The organism is Candidatus Nanopelagicales bacterium (assembly GCA_030700225.1).
In the GTDB taxonomy this organism is placed as follows: Bacteria; Actinomycetota; Actinomycetes; order S36-B12.
In genome coordinates, this window is sequence record JAUYJT010000041.1 from 1 (window position 1) to 21,013 (window position 21,013).

The 21,013-nt window shown below is 64.8% G+C and carries 18 protein-coding genes and 1 tRNA gene; 11 read left to right on the forward strand and 8 right to left on the reverse strand.

Features of this window, described 5'->3' with window-relative positions; translation table 11 throughout:
• Positions 1-530: hypothetical protein (locus Q8P38_05430; GenBank protein MDP4014041.1), on the reverse strand; the 530-nt coding region annotated here is incomplete at its 3' end.
• A gap of 225 nt (positions 531-755) precedes the next feature.
• Here Q8P38_05430 and Q8P38_05435 point away from each other — a divergent pair.
• Both Q8P38_05435 and Q8P38_05440 read left to right on the forward strand, forming a co-directional pair.
• Positions 756-2,081 (forward strand): alpha/beta fold hydrolase, encoded by a 1,326-nt coding sequence (locus Q8P38_05435; protein ID MDP4014042.1) that lies wholly within the window; start codon positions 756-758, stop codon positions 2,079-2,081.
• On the forward strand, positions 2,078-3,181 hold the full coding sequence (locus Q8P38_05440; protein ID MDP4014043.1) for a hypothetical protein: 1,104 nt from the start codon (positions 2,078-2,080) through the stop codon (positions 3,179-3,181). Before Q8P38_05435 ends, Q8P38_05440 begins: the two co-directional genes overlap by 4 nt.
• A gap of 8 nt (positions 3,182-3,189) precedes the next feature.
• Here Q8P38_05440 and Q8P38_05445 read toward each other — a convergent pair whose 3' ends face one another.
• Positions 3,190-4,344, reverse strand: a complete 1,155-nt coding sequence (locus tag Q8P38_05445) for an acyl-CoA dehydrogenase family protein (GenBank protein MDP4014044.1) — start codon at positions 4,342-4,344, stop codon at positions 3,190-3,192.
• A 58-nt stretch (positions 4,345-4,402) separates the two neighbouring features.
• Here Q8P38_05445 and Q8P38_05450 point away from each other — a divergent pair, with 58 nt between their 5' ends.
• The 3 genes from Q8P38_05450 to Q8P38_05460 all read left to right on the forward strand — a co-directional run bounded on the left by Q8P38_05450 (position 4,403) and on the right by Q8P38_05460 (position 7,893).
• Positions 4,403-5,554, forward strand: a complete 1,152-nt coding sequence (locus Q8P38_05450; protein MDP4014045.1) for a DUF3696 domain-containing protein — start codon at positions 4,403-4,405, stop codon at positions 5,552-5,554.
• Positions 5,551-6,672: a hypothetical protein gene (locus tag Q8P38_05455; GenBank protein MDP4014046.1), complete on the forward strand. Its 1,122-nt coding sequence runs from the start codon at positions 5,551-5,553 to the stop codon at positions 6,670-6,672. Before Q8P38_05450 ends, Q8P38_05455 begins: the two co-directional genes overlap by 4 nt.
• Before the next feature lie 69 nt (positions 6,673-6,741).
• Complete coding sequence (locus Q8P38_05460; GenBank protein MDP4014047.1) at positions 6,742-7,893, forward strand: glycoside hydrolase family 3 N-terminal domain-containing protein; 1,152 nt, start codon at positions 6,742-6,744, stop codon at positions 7,891-7,893.
• Between the two features lie 21 nt (positions 7,894-7,914).
• Here Q8P38_05460 and Q8P38_05465 read toward each other — a convergent pair whose 3' ends face one another.
• From Q8P38_05465 to Q8P38_05480, 4 genes are all read right to left on the reverse strand, one after another.
• On the reverse strand, positions 7,915-8,844 hold the full coding sequence (locus Q8P38_05465) for a hydroxymethylglutaryl-CoA lyase (GenBank protein ID MDP4014048.1): 930 nt from the start codon (positions 8,842-8,844) through the stop codon (positions 7,915-7,917).
• Entirely contained in the window at positions 8,837-10,924 is a 2,088-nt protein-coding gene (locus tag Q8P38_05470; protein MDP4014049.1) for a biotin carboxylase N-terminal domain-containing protein, read from the reverse strand. The genes Q8P38_05465 and Q8P38_05470 overlap by 8 nt, the downstream gene beginning before the upstream one ends.
• Positions 10,873-12,486, reverse strand: coding sequence for a carboxyl transferase domain-containing protein (locus tag Q8P38_05475; protein MDP4014050.1), 1,614 nt, complete (start codon positions 12,484-12,486; stop codon positions 10,873-10,875). The genes Q8P38_05470 and Q8P38_05475 overlap by 52 nt, the downstream gene beginning before the upstream one ends.
• 107 nt (positions 12,487-12,593) lie before the next feature.
• Positions 12,594-14,024, reverse strand: coding sequence for a glycosyltransferase (locus tag Q8P38_05480; protein ID MDP4014051.1), 1,431 nt, complete (start codon positions 14,022-14,024; stop codon positions 12,594-12,596).
• 231 nt (positions 14,025-14,255) lie between these two features.
• Between Q8P38_05480 and Q8P38_05485 the strand changes: the two genes are divergently transcribed.
• The 4 genes from Q8P38_05485 (at position 14,256) to Q8P38_05500 (ending at position 18,334) form a co-directional block, all read left to right on the forward strand.
• Positions 14,256-15,941, forward strand: coding sequence for a sodium:solute symporter family protein (locus Q8P38_05485; GenBank protein MDP4014052.1), 1,686 nt, complete (start codon positions 14,256-14,258; stop codon positions 15,939-15,941).
• Between the two features lie 10 nt (positions 15,942-15,951).
• A complete protein-coding gene (locus Q8P38_05490; GenBank protein MDP4014053.1) occupies positions 15,952-16,230 on the forward strand; it encodes a hypothetical protein in 279 nt (92 codons plus the stop codon).
• Positions 16,227-17,912 carry a hypothetical protein gene (locus Q8P38_05495; protein MDP4014054.1) on the forward strand — a complete coding sequence of 562 codons (1,686 nt, stop codon included), beginning with the start codon at positions 16,227-16,229 and terminating at the stop codon, positions 17,910-17,912. The genes Q8P38_05490 and Q8P38_05495 overlap by 4 nt, the downstream gene beginning before the upstream one ends.
• 86 nt (positions 17,913-17,998) lie before the next feature.
• A complete protein-coding gene (locus Q8P38_05500; GenBank protein MDP4014055.1) occupies positions 17,999-18,334 on the forward strand; it encodes a hypothetical protein in 336 nt (111 codons plus the stop codon).
• 15 nt (positions 18,335-18,349) lie between these two features.
• Here Q8P38_05500 and Q8P38_05505 read toward each other — a convergent pair whose 3' ends face one another.
• The gene (locus Q8P38_05505) at positions 18,350-19,354 is read right to left on the reverse strand and encodes an alpha/beta fold hydrolase (protein MDP4014056.1); all 1,005 of its coding nucleotides are present in this window, start codon (positions 19,352-19,354) and stop codon (positions 18,350-18,352) included.
• 199 nt (positions 19,355-19,553) lie between these two features.
• Between Q8P38_05505 and Q8P38_05510 the strand changes: the two genes are divergently transcribed.
• Together Q8P38_05510 and Q8P38_05515 are read left to right on the forward strand one after the other, a co-directional pair.
• Positions 19,554-20,441 carry a peptidoglycan-binding protein gene (locus Q8P38_05510; protein ID MDP4014057.1) on the forward strand — a complete coding sequence of 296 codons (888 nt, stop codon included), beginning with the start codon at positions 19,554-19,556 and terminating at the stop codon, positions 20,439-20,441.
• A gap of 85 nt (positions 20,442-20,526) precedes the next feature.
• Positions 20,527-20,598 (forward strand) — tRNA-Asn (locus tag Q8P38_05515).
• A 38-nt stretch (positions 20,599-20,636) separates the two neighbouring features.
• Here Q8P38_05515 and Q8P38_05520 read toward each other — a convergent pair.
• Complete coding sequence (locus Q8P38_05520; protein ID MDP4014058.1) at positions 20,637-20,954, reverse strand: SRPBCC family protein; 318 nt, start codon at positions 20,952-20,954, stop codon at positions 20,637-20,639.
• Between the last annotated feature and the right edge of the window lie 59 nt (positions 20,955-21,013).

The following is a 21,013-nucleotide window of genomic DNA, read 5'->3' on the forward strand; positions in this document are numbered from 1 at the left end:
GGTTTGGCCAAAGCCACAGCGTGAGCGCACGCCCGCGCCACCTGAGCCACACTCAACTCGGTCAGGACCGGCGCCAGGGCCTTGGCCACGTCCTCGGTTTGGTCGGTGTCTAAGTCACGGGTGCCGCTTTCCATTCGCGCGTAACGTTCCACCCCCACCCGGCCCACGCGCCACGGCCCAGAGCACACCGGGTGGGAATCGACGAACCGCGCCGCGGCGACCAGGCTGTGCGCCGCACCGCTGGCCCAACCATTGGCGCATAACGTGGAATGAGCCTGCAAAGCCAACGCGTCCTGGTGTTCAGCCGCGGCGATACGGCGAGCAAGTTCCGCCTGCGCCGCGTGCACCATGCGGGACAACACAGCCACGTCCGCGGCCAATACATCGCCGCAGCCAAGGCCCGAGGGAACCTTCGCGTCAGCCGCGGCCATAAGCGCCGACATCGCCCCAGCAACCGGCGGCGACGCCGCACACCCCACGCCCCCAGCTTCGGAAGACCCACCCAACTCAGCCACCGACAGGACCCCCACCCCCCATCCCCGCTTCGTAGAGGAAACCTGTACTCGCACACAGGTTCCCACGAGGGTCCGACAATCAACGGCACACCACGCAGGCTGTGGACAACAAACGACAAACCAGCACCTGTGGACAACGAATGTCCCGGGACCAGTCGAACCTCAAGCGCCGGGCAGCGCCAGATGCGCCGGATCCCGCCACACTCGGCAAGCTCACCGATTCTCTGCTAGTAATCATGGATGGGCACTACGGAAGCCAAGTCGGGTCAGGCGCCGATGGCCCGCCGGTTCCGCCAAGGCATCGTCGTTGTCGTACTGGCCGTCTTGAGTCTGGTCCTTCTGGCGGCGACAAGTTCGACCAACGCCGCGAACGTTCCCCCAGGACCGAGTGACCTGCCCACGAGTCCGATCTTCTCCTCCACTGTGCAGAGTCCCCCTCCGGCCTTCTACCGTCCACCCTCGCCTATCCCGGACGTTCTCCCTGGCACGATCCTGAAGTCGGAGCCCATCTCCGATGCGCCGCGCGGCGTCGCTGCCACTCGCATCATGTACATGTCCCGCTCAGCGAACGGTGAGCCTGTCGCGGTGACAGGGCTGATCGCGCAACTGGCTAGCGCTGCCCCACCCGGCGGACGTCCGGTCGTAGCATTCGCGCACGGAACGACGGGAATCGGCCGCGAATGTGGCATCTCACAGGATCCGTTCACTCCTGGAACAGCGGGAGCATCGATGTGGGACCCACGGATGCGCCCGCTGGTCGACAGCGGCTACGTCGTCGCTGCGACCGACTACGAGGGGGAAGGAGCGCCGGGTAAGCCGACGTATTTGGTCGAGTCGATCGAGGGCCAGAACGTACTGGATTCCCTAAGAGCAGCCATATACCTCGAGCCAGAAGCTGTCGACCCTTCGAACCTCGCGATCTACGGTCACAGTCAGGGAGGTCACGCGGCTCTGTCAGCCGCGAGCTTGGCACCCTCATACGCCCCCGAACTCCAGGTCCGTGGCGTAGTCGGCGCGGCCCCGGGACTACTTCCATCGCTGCCACTGGTCGTGTCGCAGTTGGTGAACCAATCCGGAACCCCAGATGAGGCCGCGGCCCGTGCGGCCTACCTCATGAACATCATCAAATCCTGGACTGTCCTATACCCCGATGACATACGACCGAGCGACTACCTGACCTCTGAGGGGATCGAGCTCCTGCCGGACACCCTGAAGTACTGCTATGGGAACCTCTCATCGAAGTTGCGCGGCCGGTTCGACAAGATCGTCAAAGCCGCCCCCGCGAACTCGATGCTCAAGGTCACGAGCGAGAACATGCCCGTGGACCGCAAGATCGAGGCTCCCGTGCTACTGCTTCAGGGGCTCAAGGACACCGACGTGGTACCTCAGCTGACCATCGCCGCAGCTAACTCACTTTGCCAGCTCGGATCCGACGTTGAGCTCCGGACCTTCGCCAATGACACTCACGAAACGCTCCTCTGGTCGGCGCGGCCAACTTTGCTGGACTGGCTCTCGGACAGGTTCGAGCGCCTTCCGACATCGAGCACCTGCGGAGGTCTGAGATGATGCTCGCTGCCCTAGTAGTAGTCGCCATCGTGTTCGGAGCCTGCTCAACCGCTCTGCTAGGAAGACCCCGGCCCCAGCAAGGCATCGCAGCTCAGTGCGTCGCGATCTTCCCCATCGTCGCGGTCTGTTCCGTGTATACGCTGGGGAGCGGACTTACGGCCCCGTGGGCACTCCTGGCCGGAGTCACCGTCACGGCGGCAGCTCTTGTCGCGAGTCGCGTGGGCCCCCGTCTCCACTCGGCACTGCGCGCGGTCAGCGGGGAATCCAGCCAGATCGAGGGCAGACTCGGGTTCGTCTGGGCGACTGGCGTCATAGTCAGCCTGGGCATAGCCGGTGTCGCCCTGTCGTGGGTAGCGTCCCTGGTCCAATTCGCTACTCCCCTCAACCGCACGGCAGTCGTGGCCGTGGTCGCGATCGGCGGGGTCCTCTTCGCTCTCGGCCACGGCGCCGCGCGAGTCTGGTCCCTGATCTACATGTGGTTCGCCATAGGTTCAGCGGTACTCGCTGTCGCGGCAGGCCTCCTCGCAGGTGCGCCGGAGTCGCTAGGCTCCCCTGAAGTCATCGTGGACTCCCCCGTGCCGCTCACTTCGCTGGCGGTCGCGCTGGCAGTCCTGGCGATCGCCGCCGGACATCCTGGCCTCGCAAGCGCCGCCGCCCTCGACAGACGTGGGTTGGCGAGCGCCGGAATCGTCATGGGACTCATCACAGCCTGCACTCTCATCGGGCTTCTGATGCTGCTGGCGGGCGGCATCCAGGCTCCGAGCTTCCCGCTGTTCACGGTGCTCGCATTCATGCCGGCGGCCGTCGCGTCCCTCCTTGCGGGGGCGCTCGTCCTGGCCGGGACGTTGGCGATCGGGCGGACACTGCGCGACTTGAGAATCGACGCCACGGAATGTGGCCGTTTCCCCTGGATGGTTCAGGACGTCGGCCCCCGGCGCATCGCTTGTGTCGCTGGCGCGGGGCTGATCGTGGCGGCTGTGGCGGTAGTCCCGGCGAACCCGACCGCGGAGATCCTCATCATCGCCGCACTGGCCCTGCTCCGCCTGGTCGTTGGCAGCACCGTTCGCAGCGATCACGAGCCAGCGACCGCAGCGGTCTGACTCTCGTCCTAGCCCAAACCGAGCTGGCGAGCGATGAGCATTCTTTGTACCTCGCTGGTTCCTTCGCCAATTTCCAGTACCTTGCTGTCCCGCCAGAATCGGGCCACCGGGTAGTCGTTCATGAACCCATAGCCGCCGAATACCTGAGTCGCCTCCCGAGCGTTAGTGACCGCCGACTCGGTCGCGAAGAGCTTCGCCATGGCCGCCTGGTGCTTGAACGGGCTCCCTCCCAGCATCCGGGCCCCGGCGTCGTAGTAGGCCAGCCGGGACACGTGCGTGCGCGTCTCCATGTCGGCGATCTTGAAAGCTATCGCCTGGTTAGACCCGATCGGGCGGCCGAACGCGCGGCGCTCGTTGGCGTACCTGACGCATTCGTCGACACAGCCCTGACTAAGCCCGACTGATAGGGCAGCGATCGCGATGCGGCCCTCATCGAGAATCCTCAGGAACTGCGCGTATCCCCGGCCGCGCTGTCCCAGCAGGTTCTCTACAGGGACACGGCAGTCCTCGAACGTCAAGTGCCGCGTGTCCGACGCGTTCCAGCCAACTTTTGAGTACTTCCCCGAAGCGGAGAATCCCTTCGTCCCCGAAGGAACCATGATCGCCGATATCTCGGGGCGGCCAGCAGCATCCGTGCCTGTCCGCGCTGTGACGGTGACCAGACCAGTGATGTCGGTTCCGGAATTCGTGATGAATTCCTTGGAGCCGTTGATCACCCATTCGCCACCATCGATGACCGCCGTGGTGGCGATGTCGCCCGCGTCAGAACCGGAACTCGATTCGGTCAACCCGAACGCACCGAGTACCTGCCCGGAAGTCAACTGTGGCAACCACCGCCGCTTCTGCTCCTGGGTACCGAATCGATACACAGGCATGGCCCCCAGAGACACACCGGCTTCCAGCGTGATGGCCACCGACGAGTCCACGCGGGCCAGTTCCTCGATCGCCAGGCATAGCGCGAAGTAGTCGCCGCCCATTCCCCCGTATTCCTCATCGAACGGCAAACCGAAAAGACCCATGTCCCCCATCTGGCGCACGATCTCGTAAGGGAACTCCTCCCGCTCGTAGTAATCCGAGATGACGGGCGCGACGACGTCATGAGCGAACTGCTCTACTGTCTTGCGAAGGTCTTCGTGTTCTGGGGACAGTCGGAAATCAGGCATCCTCGATCCGATCCTCGTGTGGGCGCCGTAGACACTGCAAACGCCCTAGGCTGGAATCATGCTAGTCCGGCATCTCACGATCGGCGGCTTGCGCTCCTTCCGGGAGCAGCCGACGCAAGTCGATCTGGCTCCCCTAACGCTGGTCTTCGGGCCGAACTCCGCTGGTAAGTCCAGCCTGCTGTCCGTGCTGCCGATGCTCCAGCAAACCTCCGCCCGGCCCGAGATCCTGAACATGTCAGGAGACCTCGTTGAAGGCGGAACCTTCCGCATGGCAGTCCACCGGCATGACGACACCATCCCAATGACCCTTGGCTTCGGCTGGACTACTCGGGAGGGCGATGAGCACTCCGGATCTGGGGAGTTCCGCTGGGATCCGTCGCGACGGGTGGCAGTCAGAACCCGCTTCCACGTCGATGAGGGCGGAGGGCAAGCGCACATCGACGGGCCACGGCCCTGGGGCAACCAGCCGGCGGCGGCCATCGCCAGACGGCTGGCACCTGAGTTCTATGAGGTACTGGACCGGATCTTCTTCGTTGGCCCGATCCGCGCCAGAAGCGAGCGCACAACAGCCTTGGGGGTTGGCCACCACCAGTACGTCGGCCCCGCCGGTGAGCACATGGCTGAGCTCCTCACGGACCGCCCGGACGTCCTTGACGCTCTCAACGGGTGGTGCGCTCGGATGGAGCTCGGGTACCGGGTCCGGATGCTGGGCCCAATGTCCAACGAACTGGTCATGTCCGCAGGGGACTTCGCTGTGCTCGCTCTTGAGGACGTGCGCCATGACCCTCCCGTCCTGGTCTCGGAACGGGCCGTCGGCTACGGGATCGGTCAGTTGCTGCCGATCGTCACCCAGTGCCTGGCGACGCTCGGCGGAATGATCATCGTCGAGCAACCCGAGGTTCACATCCATCCCCGGCTCCAGGCCTGCCTGGGCGATCTGTTCGTCGACACCGTCGTCGGCGGGCGGGCGCAGCTGCTGATCGAGACGCACAGCGAACACCTCATACTGCGGATCCTGCGGCTTGTGCGCGACGGTCTCATCGAGCCATCACAGGTAGCCGTTCTCTACGTCGACCTCCACGATGACGGCGCGAGCTTCGTCCGCCACCTGGAGGTCGATTCTGACGGCGACCTGGCCGACGGCTGGCCGGGCGGGTTCTTCGATGAGCGTCTGGCAGACGTTCTGCCCAGCGGGTCGGTGCTGCCGTGAACTCAGAGATCCCCCGCCAGAAGTCGGTGTTCCACGTTGGCATCTCGTCCACCGCACTTGGCGACATCTCCCAGAACGCGGCCCTGCGGCGGGCCGTCCACGAGGAACTCCTGGAGGACTTGACCGTACACGGGTGCCTGGTATTCACGTCTCGAGAAGCACTCGGGCTATTCGTCGCCGCGGTGCGCTGCCTGCCCACGTCGCTGTCGAAAATGTGGGAGGCCGTCCTGTCATCGAGACGAGTCAACGTCAAGGTCGCTGATCCTGAGCGGGACCTGGCCTTGGACGACGTGCTGGATCCGCTGGCGCTTGAAGCGCAACTGTCCTCCGACGTGGAGCTAGTCCTGCTCGAGGGCGACCAGGCCGAACTGCTCGGCGTCCCGGATGACCAGTTCTCGACCAGGACTCCGGGTGGACTGGTGGAAATCGGCCGACTAACGACGGCGGGGCGAACCGCCACGGTGCTGGCCGCGCGCCACAGGCTCGAGGCGCCTCTGCGGGAGGGAGAGAACCGGGAGATTGAGTGGGATCTGCGATTCGGCCCCCTTGTGGAAGCGTCACGGCCCATCGTCATCTACGACCGATACGTGGGCCAACAAACCGCACGCCGTTACGTGTACGAGCGCGGGCGGGGCGACGGACTGACCTGGTTCCTCTCGCGGGTGGGCATGAAGCCGGATCCAGCGGCTACGCCCGCGTCACCGCGCGAAGGACGCCGCGTGCGGATCATCACCACCGTCGAATACGAGGCACAGAACGGTAAGGTATTCGACGAGGATGTTGTAGCCCTTGCCTTCGCGAGGATGCTCCAATCCATCGGCCGGGACATCCGTGTGGACCTCGTTCTTGTCCCCTCAAGGACACGGGACCACGCTGGGCGACACGTCGAGAAGTTCGGCCACGACCGACATATCCGCTTCGGCGAACGCGCTGCCCTCGCGCTCGGGACGGGAATGCAGGCCTTCAGCCGACCGAGATTCCCCGAGACGGTCGCGGTCGCGCATCTGCCAGTCAATGACGCCAAGGCCCGTGAGGAACGCGCCATTCGCGCAGCGCTGCGACCTCCGAGCGCGGGGTGGCTGAGCGCGGCGAGGGATCTCTCCGCAAGCGGAACGTGACCGCGGTTGCCGCGCTAGGGCCCAACCCTGCGAACCCGACACGGCACCGGGAATCGAGGCCAGGCCTTGGTGACGAAACTCGCGCGGGAGACACTGACCCTCACGCGCTCAGGCGCGGCCACTGCGGAAGGACTGGCAGAGATGGGCTCAAGAACGGTGACCACGGCGGGGCTGACCGGTGCGGCCATCGTCCTTTCCCTCACAGTGCCCATTTCGGCTCTCACATCGTCAACCGCCTCGGTCGACCCTCTGTCGACAGACGCGGCCCGGTCCCTCGCCGCAAACGTGATGTTCGGCTGTGCGGACTCACGCGACAAGTCCTCCCAACTCGCGATGTCGCGTGCGGGGATGGCAGGGATCGTCTTGCTTGGCACGACTCCGCCGCCCAAGCTTCGCTACAAGTTGCGACGGGTGGCAAGCGCCGCGCCCGAGGGTCGCGAGCCACTGTTCGCCTCCGACGAGGAGGGCGGCACCGTTCAACGCCTCGGGCCGCTGATCCGACGCCTACCCTCCGCCGAGACCATGGGCAACTGGCAAAGCCGGAGACTGCGTCGCACAGCACAGCGGTACGCGCGAGCAATGGCCCGACTTGGCGTGCGCATGAGCCTGGCACCCGTCGCGGACTTGCGCGTCCAAGGCTCATACATCGACAAGCTGGACCGCAGCTTCGGGTCCAAGCCACGGCGCGTCGGCCGGGCCGTGATCGCCTGGTCCAAGGGCCTGCGACGCGGCGGAGTCGCTCCGGTCGTCAAGCACTGGCCAGGACACGGCCACGCCAGGGACACCCACCAGTTCGCGGCAAGCGTTCCTGCCTTCCTCAAGCTGCGGCGGGCGGACCTGGTGCCGTTCCGCATGGCCTTCCGCGCTGGGGTATCGGCGGTGATGGTCGGGCACGTGCAGTCACGCGGACTCACGCCCCCAGGGATTCCCGCCACCCAGTCGGCGCGGGCTCTGTCGGTGCTGCGGCGACAAGCGGGTCCGAATGCAGTGATCATGACCGACTCTCTGTCGATGGCCGCGGCATCTTCGGCCCGGGGACTGACTTTGTCCCAGGCCGTCATCGAGTCTCTGAGCGCGGGCGCCGACTGGGCGCTGATCTGCTCCGGTGACAAGCTCAAGATCATGCGAGCCGTAGCCAGGGCGATCCGCGACGGACGACTCGACGCCGCGCAACTCCAGCGATCAGCGGCTCGAGTAGCGGCCCTGAAGGAGAGTCTGTGAACCCACCTGGGCTGCGGCGTGTCAGAGACTCAGTGCCCGCACGACGCGACTGGGGCTTGGCCTGCCGAGATGATCAGACAGCCAAGTGCTTGTAGCGACCAGCGCGCCCAGGTCCACCCCAGTATCGATCCCTAGACCATCCAACATCCACACGAGATCCTCGGTCGCCAGGTTGCCCGTCGCCGACTTGGCGTATGGGCAACCGCCCAGGCCGCCCGCGCTGGCGTCCACCGTCGCTACGCCCGCCCGAAGAGCTTCATAGGTACTTGCCAGCGCCTGGCCGTAGGTGTCATGGAAATGGACCCCGATCGCGCTAAGCGGTATCCCGACCGACCGCACTTCGGCCACGAGCCTACTCACGTGCCCGGGGGTGGCCACGCCGATCGTGTCCCCGAGACTGATCGAGTCGCACCCGGCCTCATACAGCTCCCCACACACGGAAGCGACCTGAGCCGGGGCCACACTTCCTTCCCAGGGGTCCCCGAAACACATCGACACATACCCGCCCACGCGCATGCCAGCAGCGCGGGCCTCGTGGATCACTGCAGCGTACCGGTCCATCTGCTCGGCCAGTCCACAGTTCAGGTTCCGGCGGGCGAAGGTCTCAGTCGCGCTCGCGAAGACCCCGATCTCCCGCGAGCCGACATCGATTGCCCTTCCAAGCCCACGGGCGTTCGGCACGAGTACTGGGTATTCGACGCCCGGGCGCCGATCCAAACCCGCGAGAACCTCCGCGGCGTCGGCCATCTGAGGGACCAGATCCGGCCTCACGAAAGAAGCCGCCTCAACGACCCGCAAGCCAGCATCGACGAGCCGCTGGATGAACTCGATCTTGACACCAGTCTCAACGACCATGGGCTCGTTCTGCAGCCCATCCCTGGCCCCGACCTCCCGGATCGTGACCTGCTTAGGCAAGTCCTCACTTGGCCACACAGCGGGCAGATCAAGCATGTTCGCCCGTCTCCTCCTCGCCCCGGGCCTCCCGGGCACCGAGCACGACGAGTTCGGCGTCCATGGCGACCTGTTGTCCCACCGAAACTGGTACTTCAAGGACTACGCCATCGCCTTTGGCATGCAAAGTGTGCTCCATCTTCATCGCCTCCACAGCAACCAGCGGGTCTCCGGAGGCCACGGGATCACCCGGCTTCACGTAGACCGCGATCACCGATCCTGGCATCGGGCTGACTACGGCGCCGACGCCAGCAGACTCGGTCCGCTCGGCGTCGAGCCGGTCCAACTCGACCAAGCGCCATGTCTGGCCATCTCGGGACAGCCAGAGCGTGGCTGAAGTGCGCGCGTACCAGTAGCTCCGCTGGTCACCTTCAAGCTCAACTGTCAGCCTCCCGTCCAACGCGTGGACCGACGCGAGCATCACCTCCCCGTCGCCGACGCGGATCTCGGCGCGCTCGGGTGTGCCCCGAGCGAACACGTCGACTGCAACAGCCCCCGGCCCTCGGACCCGCCAGCTCGCCCACGCTCTCGGCCCCATTCGCCAGCTGTCGCCCCGCATCCACGGATCGCCCCCGGGCGCCGCTGGCGTGATCGAGATGAGGCGCTCCAAAGCAGCCGCTGCCAGGACATCGTCTGGGGCGTCCTCGGGTGCCGCTAGTTCGGGGTGCTCATCAATCAGTCCGGTGTGCAGGTCGCCATTGACGACATCGGACAGTGCCAGCAGACGGCCAAGGTAGGCGATATTCGTTGTCACTCCCAGATACGCCGTCTCGGACAGCATCTGATGCAGCGTGGCGAGTGCCTGCGCTCGGTCCGGCCCGTGCGCGATCAGCTTCGCGATCATTGGGTCGTAGTCCGTCGCAACCGTGTCACCGCTTGCGACCGCAGAGTCGACCCGAACCGCGGGCCAGCGGCCCAGGCTGCCCTGCTCGGCTGGCTCATGGACCAGCATCAACCTTCCCGAGCTCGGCAGGAATCCCGTGGCCGGGTCCTCGGCATACACGCGCGCCTCTATCGCGTGACCTGTCAGGCCAACTTCCTCCTGAGTCACAGGCAGCTCACGACCCTCAGCGATCTCAATCTGCCACCTGACAAGGTCGATGCCGGTGATCGCCTCCGTCACGGGATGTTCGACTTGAAGCCGGGTGTTCATCTCCAGGAAGAAGAAGTCCTCAGCGCTTGTCGAGTCCACGATGAACTCCACTGTTCCCACGCCCGTGTAGGAGCAGGACCTAGCCACGTCAACGGCGGCCGCGCCCATGCGGTCCCTCATACCCGGCGTCACCCAGACCGATGGTGCTTCCTCCAAGACTTTCTGGTGTCGGCGCTGCAGACTGCACTCGCGTTCCCACAAGTGGATCACGTTGCCGTGGCTGTCCGCGGCGACTTGCACCTCGATGTGGCGGGGTCGTTCGATGTAGCGCTCCACAAGCAGCGCGTCGTCCCCAAACGACGATCTGGACTCCCGCCGCGCCGACTCAGCCGCCGCCACTACCTCCCCCAGATGACGGACGACCCGCATTCCCTTGCCGCCACCGCCAGCCGAAGGCTTCAGCAGCGCGGGAAACCCTACGGACTCGCATGCGGCGGCCAAGTCCGAATCAGTCATGCCCACGTCGTGCCGACCCGGCACTACCGGGACCCCGGCGGCAGCCACACGTGTCTTGGCGGCGATCTTGTCCCCCATCGCACGCATCGCCTCAACCGACGGCCCAATGAACACGATGCCGTTGTCCTCGCAAGCCCTCGCGAACTCGGCGTTCTCGCTCAGGAATCCGTAGCCCGGATGAATAGCGGCCACTCCAGTCCGCAGCGCCGCCTCGATCACAGCCGGAATGCACAGGTATGACTCGCGAGCTGGAGCGGGCCCTATCAGGATCGCCTCGTCCGCCTCGCGAACATGTCGGGCATTCGTATCAGCGTCGCTGTGAACCGCCACCGATCCGATTCCAAGCTCGCGCAGGGTCCGGAGCACCCGCACCGCGATTTCCCCACGGTTGGCCACGAGGACCTTGTCGAACACAACCATCACATCCGGAAGACACCGCGGGACACCGGCTCCAGCGGTGCGAGCGCGCACGCGCCCAACGCGAGGCCAACAACTGAACGGGTTTGCGCGGGGTCGATCACACCGTCATCCCAGAGCCTGGCCGTCGCGTAGTACGGGTTGCCGCGCTCCTCATAGGCAGCGCGAATCGGAGCCTTGAACTCCTCTTCTTCCGCCGGAGCCCACTGTCCGCCAGCGCCCTCCAACTGCTCGCGACGCACCGTCGCCAGCACCGAGGCTGCCTGCTCCCCGCCCATGACAGAGATCCGCGCGTTCGGCCACATCCACAAGAACCGTGGCGAGTACGCACGGCCGCACATCGAGTAGTTGCCGGCGCCGAAGGATCCCCCGATGACAACCGTCAGTTTCGGAACCCTCGCGCAGGCCACAGCGGTGACCATCTTGGCCCCGTTCTTCGCGATCCCGCCCGCCTCGTAGTCGCGCCCAACCATGAACCCGTTGATGTTCTGAAGGAACAGCAGCGGGATCCTCCGCTGGTCGCATAGCTCGACGAAGTGAGCGCCCTTCAACGCGGATTCGGAGAACAGTATCCCGTTGTTGGCGACGATCCCGACCGGATGACCGTGCACCCGCGCGAATCCGGTAACCAGAGAGGTTCCGTATTCGGACTTGAACTCAGTGAAGCGACTCCCGTCCACGAGGCGCGCGATGACCTCACGCACGTCGTACGGAGTGCGGGTGTCTGGGGGTATGACGCTGTAGATCGTCTCGGGATCGATCGCGGGTTCCTCGCTATCGATCCGGCGCCACGGCGACTCCTGCTCCTGGGCGAACGTGGCGGCGATCCGCCGGACGATCAGCAACGCGTGGGCGTCATCTTCAGCCAGGTGGTCAGCGACTCCGGAGACACGGGCGTGAAGCTCCCCTCCTCCGAGCTCCTCAGCCGTGACGACTTCACCTGTCGCGGCCCGCACCAGTGGCGGCCCGCCGAGGAATATTGTGCCCTGATTCCGCACGATGACGGTCTCGTCGCTCATCGCTGGGACGTACGCGCCACCCGCCGTGCATGACCCCATGACCGCGGCCACCTGGGGAATCTCCAGCGCCGACATGTTCGCCTGGTTGTAGAAGATGCGTCCAAAGTGATCACGGTCGGGGAATACGTCATCCTGCAAAGGCAGGAACGCACCGCCCGAGTCCACTAGCGCTATGCAGGGAACCCGGTTCTGCAGGGCGATTTCCTGGGCGCGCAGGTGCTTCTTCACTGTCATCGGGTAGTAGGTTCCGCCCTTGACCGTCGCGTCATTAGCGATGACCATGCACAGGCGCCCGCTCACACGTCCTATCCCGGTAATGAGACCCGCCCCCGGCGCCTCGTCCGCGTACATGCCGTTCGCAGCCAGCGCCGACAGTTCAAGAAACGCCGACCCTGGATCGAGCAGATGATCGACCCTCTGGCGAGGCAGGAGCTTCCCACGGGCCGCGTGCTTCTCGCGCGCCCGCGCCGATCCGCCTCTGCCCGCCGCCTCCAACCGCGCCTTCAGGTCAGCGGCGAGCGCCATGTTGTGCTTAGTGTTGTCCCGGGCGTTGCTCGCCCCGGCATCGACCCGGCTGACCAGCACCGGTGCGCTCATCCGCGACCTCCGCGTATCACCTATCTCCGCGGGCAAGGCTATCGGGAGATGCGTCGCACTCCGGACGGTCCGCCCCGTGTTGGACCGTCACGGCAGCGTGATGATGTTCAGCGCCTATCTTTTAGCGCCGTCACCAACACGTCGTGCCACACGTCCAGACTCGTGTCCGGCAGGAATACCTCGATGGCGCGCTTCCGGGCCGCCTGCCCGAGCCGTTCGGCAAGGTCGGGGTTCTTCAGCACCCTCACAACCGCGCGGCCGAACTCGCGCAAGTCGCGGGCATCGGCGACCAGAAGCCCGCTTACCTGGTCATCGATCTGATCGACGATGCCGCCCACAGCCGAAGCGACGACAGGTCGGCCCTTGAACATGGCTTCTGTGACCGTCAGGCCGAATCCTTCCGCCAAGCTCTTCTGCACAACGACAGCGGCGTGCCGTTGGATCGCGTTTACCAGCGCACCGTTCTGCTCCTGGTCATCCATCGGCAGGCTCACGAGCTGGACGCGGTCGCGAACCTCATGTGGCAGAGCCCGCCACATCTCCGTCACCTCATCGAGCACCTGCTGACCTTCGGGGTCATCGGAAACAGATGCGGTCGACGGACCGACCAGGGACAGACAGGCATCGGTCTTGGGCGCGATGTGCTTGGCGAAGGCCTCCAACACTCCGGCCATGTCCTTGAGCGGGTCCCAGCGGGAAACCTGAACGACCATGGGCGTGTCAGCGGACGGCGGCTCACCAGAGCGGACGATCTCGGCCTGCATGTCGAACGAGGAAACCCTGCGATCGTTGCGCTTGAAGGTCGCATTCCCGAACCCCGGCCCGCTTGTGACACCGGCACCGGAAATCGCGCCAAGGACGTCACTTTCGGACAGATCCTGGTTCTTCGGCGCGAGAGGGTCGATTGACGGCTTGATCACTCGCAGAAGCTCGGGCGGAACCCAGTCGGGTGCGTAGGAAGCGCGAGTGAACACGTACTGATCAACGTTGTTCTCCAGGAACGGCCGCAGGAAGTTCCACGCCTCCTCGGTGTACGCGTTGTCGTGATCTGTTCCCACGTGACAGCGCCACACAACCGGGATGTTGCGCTCGGCCAGCATCGGCGCCAAAGGAGCTGGCTGCGGGTCGTGCAGGATGACTACGTCCCCCGGCGTCACAGCGTCCAACAGGAACGGAGCACCACGGGCCACAACGCCTGCCATGAGCGCTCGTTCCACCGAACTCAATTCACCACTGTCCCCGCGGTTGCCGTGCAGGCGGTGATGAAGTCGTTTGGTCAGCCTGAAGAAAACAGGGTCGCCCTCGACCACGAGCCACCGGGTCGGGATTCCGACCCCGAGCGTCAGCGGGAGCAGCACGCGGAGCATCTCCGCGACACCCCCTCCGGACGCCGTCGAATTGACGTTGATGATCCCGTTGCCAGCCAGCTCGGCCTGCATGTCGGGAGCCACTTGGGCCACGAGCCGGTCTATCCGCTCCTTGGGAATGACCGTCGCCAGTTCCTCGATCTCGCGAGGCTCCATCTTCACTTCTTGCATTGCGACTCCCATCGCTGCGACTGGTACCGGCGCCCGCGCGCCACTACTCCTTGGCCCGACAAGTGCCAATGATCGCGCACACTCGGCGGTCAAGGCAGCGTGAACAGACAATCCGCGGAATCGACCGACGGCGCGTCGCACTACAGGTTGACGACAATCAGGCCAATCCGCTGCCATGATCACGCAAGAAGCCCGCCCTAGCGGTCGTGGTCCGTCAGCAGCGGAGGTGCAGTGATAACGAACGCCAGCGCGGCGGCTGACACCGGCGGCGCGCTTCTGGACATGCATCCCGTCGACTACTCCCTGCTGATCATCTACTTCGTATTCGTCCTAGGGATTGGATGGGTGGCGAAGCGCTCGATCAAGTCCAGCAAGGACTTCTTTCAGGCGGGACGTCGTCTGCCGGCCTGGATCGCGGGGCTGGCGTTCATCAGCGCGAACCTGGGCGCGATCGAGATTCTCGGCTTCGCCGCTAACGGGGCTCAATTCGGACTCGCCAGTGTGCACTACTACTGGATCGGCGCGATCCCCGCGATGGTGTTCCTGGGTATCGTGATGATGCCGTTCTACTACGGCACCAAGATCCGAAGCGTTCCTGAGTACTTGCGGCTCAGATACAACCGGCCGACGCACTTGTTCAACGCGGCGTCGTTCGCCTTGTCCGCTCTGCTGATCGCAGGCGTCAACCTGTACTCGCTGGCAATCGTAGTTGTGGCCCTCCTGGGATGGTCGCTGTACCTGTCAATCGTCGTCGCGGCTCTGCTCGTGCTCACATACATTCTGGCGGGCGGGTTGACGGGCGCCGTCTACAACGAGGTCATGCAGTTCTTCGTGATCATCGCTGGACTGATCCCGCTGACGATTGTCGCGATAGCGGCGGCGGGAGGCCCCGACCAGGTGATCGCCCGCCTGGCCGACTACCCGGACTACTGGAGCCAGCCATGGGCCGGCACCGAGATCAACGGGGGTGGCGACCCGAACCCGATAGGCGACTGGGTTGGGATCATCCTGGGCCAGGCCTTCGTACTGTCCTTCGGCTACTGGACGACGAACTTCGCCGAAGTTCAGCGGGCAATGTCCGCGCGCAACCTGAACTCCGCTCGTCGTGCGCCGATAATCGCCGCTATCCCGAAGATGCTGTTGCCGTTCATCATCATCGTCCCCGGCATGATCGCAGCGATGATCGTGCCCAACCTCGGCGATCCCGCTGACCCCGACCGCAGCTTCACGAACGCTATCCCACTGCTGATGGGCCAACTCCTGCCAGCCGGAGTTCTCGGCGTCGCGGTCACGGGTTTGATAGCAGCGTTCATGGCGGGCATGGCGGCCAACGTGTCCAGCTTCAACGCTGTGATGACGTACGACATTTGGCAGGCCTACATAGTCAAGTCCAGACGTGACCGGTACTACTTGAAGTTCGGCCGCGTCGTGACGGTAGTCGGCGTCTTCGTCGGCATCGGAACGGCGTTGATCGCGTCCGAGTACAACAACATCAACGAGTACCTGCAGACCTTGTTCTCGTTCTTCCAGGCACCCGTGTTCGTCACATTCATCCTCGGAATGTTCTGGAAGCGCACATCACCGTGGGGCGGCTTCTGGGGTCTGGCTTCGGGAACCGCGGCCGCCGGGTCTATCTGGGCGTTCGCGGCGATGAATCCCGATTTCTATCGCTCCGCGTTCCAACAGGCCATGTGGATGGGCATCGTGGCCGGAGCTGTGGACCTAGTCGTAACTGTCTCGGTATCGCTGCGCACGCAGCCTCTTCCGGATCACGCGTTGGTGGGCCTGGTCAAGGGGACTCAGGCCGTTGACCAGCCGCCGACGGGTGGCCTCAGCTGGTACCGACGACCGGCCGTGCTGGGAATCCTCGTTCTGATCGCGTCAGTGAGCATGTATTCGATCTTCCTACTGATCTAATGGGAGCAGGATGAACGACTCAGGCAAGCCAACTCTCGCCGAAGTCCTGCCCCGGTTCGCCCGGTTCCTGGACCTTCGCTTCGTCCTCGCCGCTCTGTTCGCGATTTTCGGAGTGCTGGTGACCCTGACGGGGATATTCGCCACTCCGGCGGAGGTTGCCAAGGCAGCGGGTATCAACATCAGTTTCTGGACCGGCATCGGACTGCTCATCGTCTCGGGGATCTTCACCCTGTGGCTCTTGAGCGCGCCGCCGGAAGTCCCCCAAGGCGAGGAACCCGAGGACGAATGAGCACCCTGCTCTACCTCCACGGTGTCGGGGACAACGGCAGCCGACGTGACTGGCTTGAGGTTCTGCGGGCTCAATGGGGAGAGGACGACGACTCAAGCTTTGACCTGCTCGCACCTGACTTCTCGGATCTGCTCGCGGCGCGGACGCACATGCCGCAGGCACCCCCGATCCCCAGGAGCGCCGAGACCGCCAGCCCGGAAAGTCGCCGACTCTACAGGGCTGCCCAGGCCATCACCTACGCCAAACTGCTCGACGCCGGGTCAACTCCGGTGTGGCCCTACGAGCCGCGGGGCTTCGCTCGGGTGCCAGGAGTGTTGGACGCTGCCGCCGAGCGGATCATCACGAAGATGCTGTTCGAGGAAGTCCGACGCTACGTCTCGGATGCGGGATTGCGGGAGGCGGTTCGCGCTCGCGTCATCAACTCCCTTGGCGATCGGCGATCTTTGGTGGTCCTTGGACATAGCCTCGGGGCTCTCGTGGCGCTAGACCTGATTCAACATCTCCCTCACGGCACGGATGTCTCGCTCCTGGTGACTGCGGCATCCCCCCTGGCGAGGAGCAACCTACCCAAAGAGCTGGACGACTTGCGGGACCAGTTCCCATATGACCGCGTCCACGGGTGGATAAACGTCTTCAATCCATCGGACGCCGCCACCCGGGGCAGGCCCATAGGGCTGAAGTTCCCCGCAGCACTCGACGTTTGCGTCGCGGGCCACTTTCAAGATCACGCCCTAGCCACCTGCGTCGCAGACTCAGGGGTGTCCGCCGCACTCGGCGCCGCACTGGGCAAAGTCGGCTCCGCGACACGCGACCCCGACGTGGACCTCGTCGGGCCCGACCAAGAGCTGGCCGGGCCCGACCAGCTCCTCTCTCGTCCTGAGCTTCTGTATCTGGGCACCTTGCAGATCGGCTTCCGGATGGAGCAACTACTCGTAGGGCAGGACGACGCCCGTCCGGCTGACGTGTCCGCGTTCTGGAGTGCGCGCAGACTGGCGGGCGAGCGATCGATCCCGCGCGGCACGGATGGGCGCCAGATCTGGGACATGGATCACCGCGAAGATCTCCACGGGCGAGCGGCCGAACGGGACATTCCCGCTGTGCTTGTCCGCCTGGCCAACGTCAATCCCCTCGAAACGACGGACGTGCCAATCCCCATGACGATCGAGGAACAAGCACGGCGGCAGGTCGCAATCGACATCGGCCTGCCCCCTGGCTGGGTGGATATCGCCGCACGTTCCCTTGCCGAGGCACAAGCCGCGCTCGGCCAGCCAGAATCGGACAGCGCTCAGGACTCGACCGAGGTGGACCCGTCCGAGGAGGACCTACTGGACGCGAGCCACATCACTACATCCATTCACCTCGCGCTCGCACCACTAGTGCTGGCAGGCCTGATACCCACGTCTCGACGACCCTCCGGAATCGTCGATCTGACGCCGCTATGCGTCGAGTTGGCTGCCCGAGCCCAGACAGCCCACCAGCTTGGCACGCCGAAGGCAGGTCTCGAGGAGCGCACCGCACTGTCACGGCTGATGCTCATCCTGGGCCAGTACAAGGTCCAGATCTCGGCCAAGCCGGGCACGCGCGAGCACCTGACAGCCGAGCTCCGATCGCGAATGCGAGTCGTCGGCACAGCCCTATCGCTGTTGGCCGAGCGGCGAGTTGGGCTCGCACCCGCTCGCTGATTCATTACGGTTCGGCGACACGCGGCTAGTGCTGCGGCGGCTTCGGGATTCATAACCGACAATGGGACCCGGCGAGAGGAGACCAAGTGCGCGAGAAGCTGTCCCCGACCCAAATGGGGATCATCACCGGACTCGTAGCTGGCTTTGTCGTGGCGGTGGGCGCCTGGACCAGCGGCGCCTACCGGACAGGCAGCATCATCCCCGCGATTCTGGACGCGAGTTTCGCGTTCATGTTCGCCGCCGCGCTCTTCGGGGGGGTCGCTGCGTTCATCCAATGGCGCCGACTCGAGGCGGGAAAACAGCCTCCCGCCCCCTCTGGCTGGTACGACTCGCCCCGAGAAGACGGAACAGAGTGGTACTGGTCAGGAACGGAATGGACCGGCCAGTCGAGACCTGCTGCTAAGAGGACCCGGGTTCTGTAACCGACGATTTGCGCCTCAGAGCGCCTGGACGCTGCTTTCCACCGGCTGCGAGTCAGCCTGACGCGGTAAAGTCACCGTCCTGTCACCCTTGCGGCGCCTAGCTCTAGCGCTGGGATTGCCGGCAACTATCGCGTCTCGCCAGAATGTCGGGTTGTGCTCAGTGGCGGGCGTGTCCATCACGAAATCGGTTAGGCACTCCGCGAATCGCTCAGGCTCGTCGGCGTGCGGCAGATGCCCCGAGTCCTTGAATACCTTCAGCCGGGACCCTGGCAGCAGCTCGTTCGCCGCGAAAGCGTGCTTGACAGGTATGACGATGTCGCGCGCACCCCAGATGACCATCGACGGCATATGTTGTGCCAAGTACGCACGATCGATCATCGTGACCAGCTGTCCGCGCCAATCGACCGCCGCTCGGAGAACGTGCCGGAAGATCACTCGCGACCTCTTGTCCCCAAGGCTCTCGTAGACCTCAGCGAGCCCATGCATGTCAGCCGTGAGGGGCAACCCGCTGCGATGGAGCTTCACGAGTGTCGGAACGGTCAGCGACCGCAGCACTCTCGTCGTGACGGCCGCCAGTACCGCGCCTGAACCGGGGAGGGTCAGGCTGCGGATAACGGGATTGACGCTGCGCCCGAGCCCACCACTCGCTACCAGCACGACCCGATCGGTCAGCTGGGGGTACTGGTAGGCGAACTGCATCGCCACACCGCCCCCCAGGGAATGACCCACGATGGTCACACTGGGCACGTCGAGGACCGACAGCAGGTCGCGCACGCCGTTGGCGAAGCCACCGATGCTGTAGTCCGCGCGAGGCTTGTCGGACTCCCCGTGGCCCAACATGTCCGGCGCGATCACGGTGAAGTTCTTGGCGAGGCTAGGGATCACCGGGAGCCACGTCTTGTGATTCATCCCGATCCCGTGCAACAACAGCACGACCGGGCCCCTGCCGGTCATTACGTACGCTCGTTGGTGGCCGTGAATCGAGATCTTGCGAACGCGCATTGGACCTGATTCGGTCACGGACCACCTCCCGCTTGTGCCACGGCAGCAGACAATATTCGCCAAGTGAACCCCACAGATCAGACCCCCGGAAGTCTGAGCCATGTGGTGTTCGCCACATTTCATCTGCCGCATACCAAGATACCCATCTGGAATCCCGGCGCGGTCAAGAACTGCTTTTCGCTATTGTCGATCCCCACAGGACCGGTAGGAGGCCCCTTTGACCCGCAACTGGATCGTTGGCGCCGCGATCGCGGTGCTGTGCCTGTCCGCGGCGGCCCCCGGCGTGGCGGCCCCAGCAGCCCCCGCGGCCCCCGGCGCCGCCTCGCCGCCAAGCGTGACTCGGCCTCTGCCTTGGCCAGAGGCGCGGGCCAGGCCGATTCTGAAGATTTCGTCACGCGGACCCTGGGTGACAGCCGTGCAGAAGGCGTTGCGAGTGCGCCCAGTTGATGGGATCTTCGGGCCGATCACCGGAAGGGCAGTCAAGCGGTTCCGAGGATCGGTGGGACTGCGGCGCAAGGCCAAGGTGAACGCCCGGACCTGGCGCAAGCTCGGAGTCAGGGTTGTTCCGCCGCCACCGATTTCCGGCGACTACCCAACCTTGGTGTACGGCCACTCGTCCGCATGGGTAGCGTCCCTGCAAGAGGCGCTGGGCGTCACTCCTCAGTCAGGATGGTTTGGACCGCTGACTCTGACCGCTGTGAAGTCATTCCAGAAGGACGCGGGGCTACCCGCTTCCGGAGTCGTGGACCAGGCGACCTGGACCGCCCTCGGGGATCGAGTCACACCACCGACACCCGACTTGACCGCCAGCGAGCAAGCAAAGGCATCCCGCTCTTATCGGGCGTCCATCGGCGCCAAGGCGTTCCTGTCATCCTGGACGGCACGCCTGGTCATCAGCCGGGAATCCGGTGGGGACTGCGCCGCTGTCAGCAGCAACGGGACGTACCGCGGGAAGTGGCAGATGGACTCGGACTTCTGGTCGTACTACGGCGGATTGGCCATTGCCAAGCGACCTGATCTGGCGTCGTGCCACAACCAGGACCTCGTCGCGTACAAGGGCTGGGTCGACAGGTGGTGGCAACCCTGGCCCACGGCAATCCCGTGAGGTGACTGACTGACCGGCATACCCGAAACCGCCATCGGCGAAAGTCGGAGACAGCCATGGCCGCCGGTATGATGACGAAGCGCATTCCCGCGTAGCTCAATGGCAGAGCGTCCGGCTGTTAACCGGTAGGTTGCTGGTTCGAGTCCAGCCGCGGGAGCGAGGACCCGGGAACCCACGTGGTGCCGCTGCCGCGATTCAGGCTCCGGACACCCGAACCACGTAGCTCGGAAGCTTCTCGATGCCCTTGCGCGGAGTCGACTCGAATGCCTTGCGAACCAGCGGGTGCACGGCCCGCAGCTCGCGTCTGATCCTGTAGTGGATCGTGAACCTAACCCGAGTCGTCCCATCCCCTTGGTCGGCCAGCTGCCAGTCAGCGAGCATGGCGTCAACCAGTGGCAGGTTGATCGCGGTCATCGCATAGGAGAACCGGATTCCGGGCTCCCATGCCACCATGACTTCGCTGACCTTCAGAGCTCCGACGCGGACGTCGCGGCGTGAGCCGAGTCCGCCAATTCCAGCGAAGCGTCACGCAGCGCGAATGCCATGGCACAGCTTCTCAGATGCCACGATCG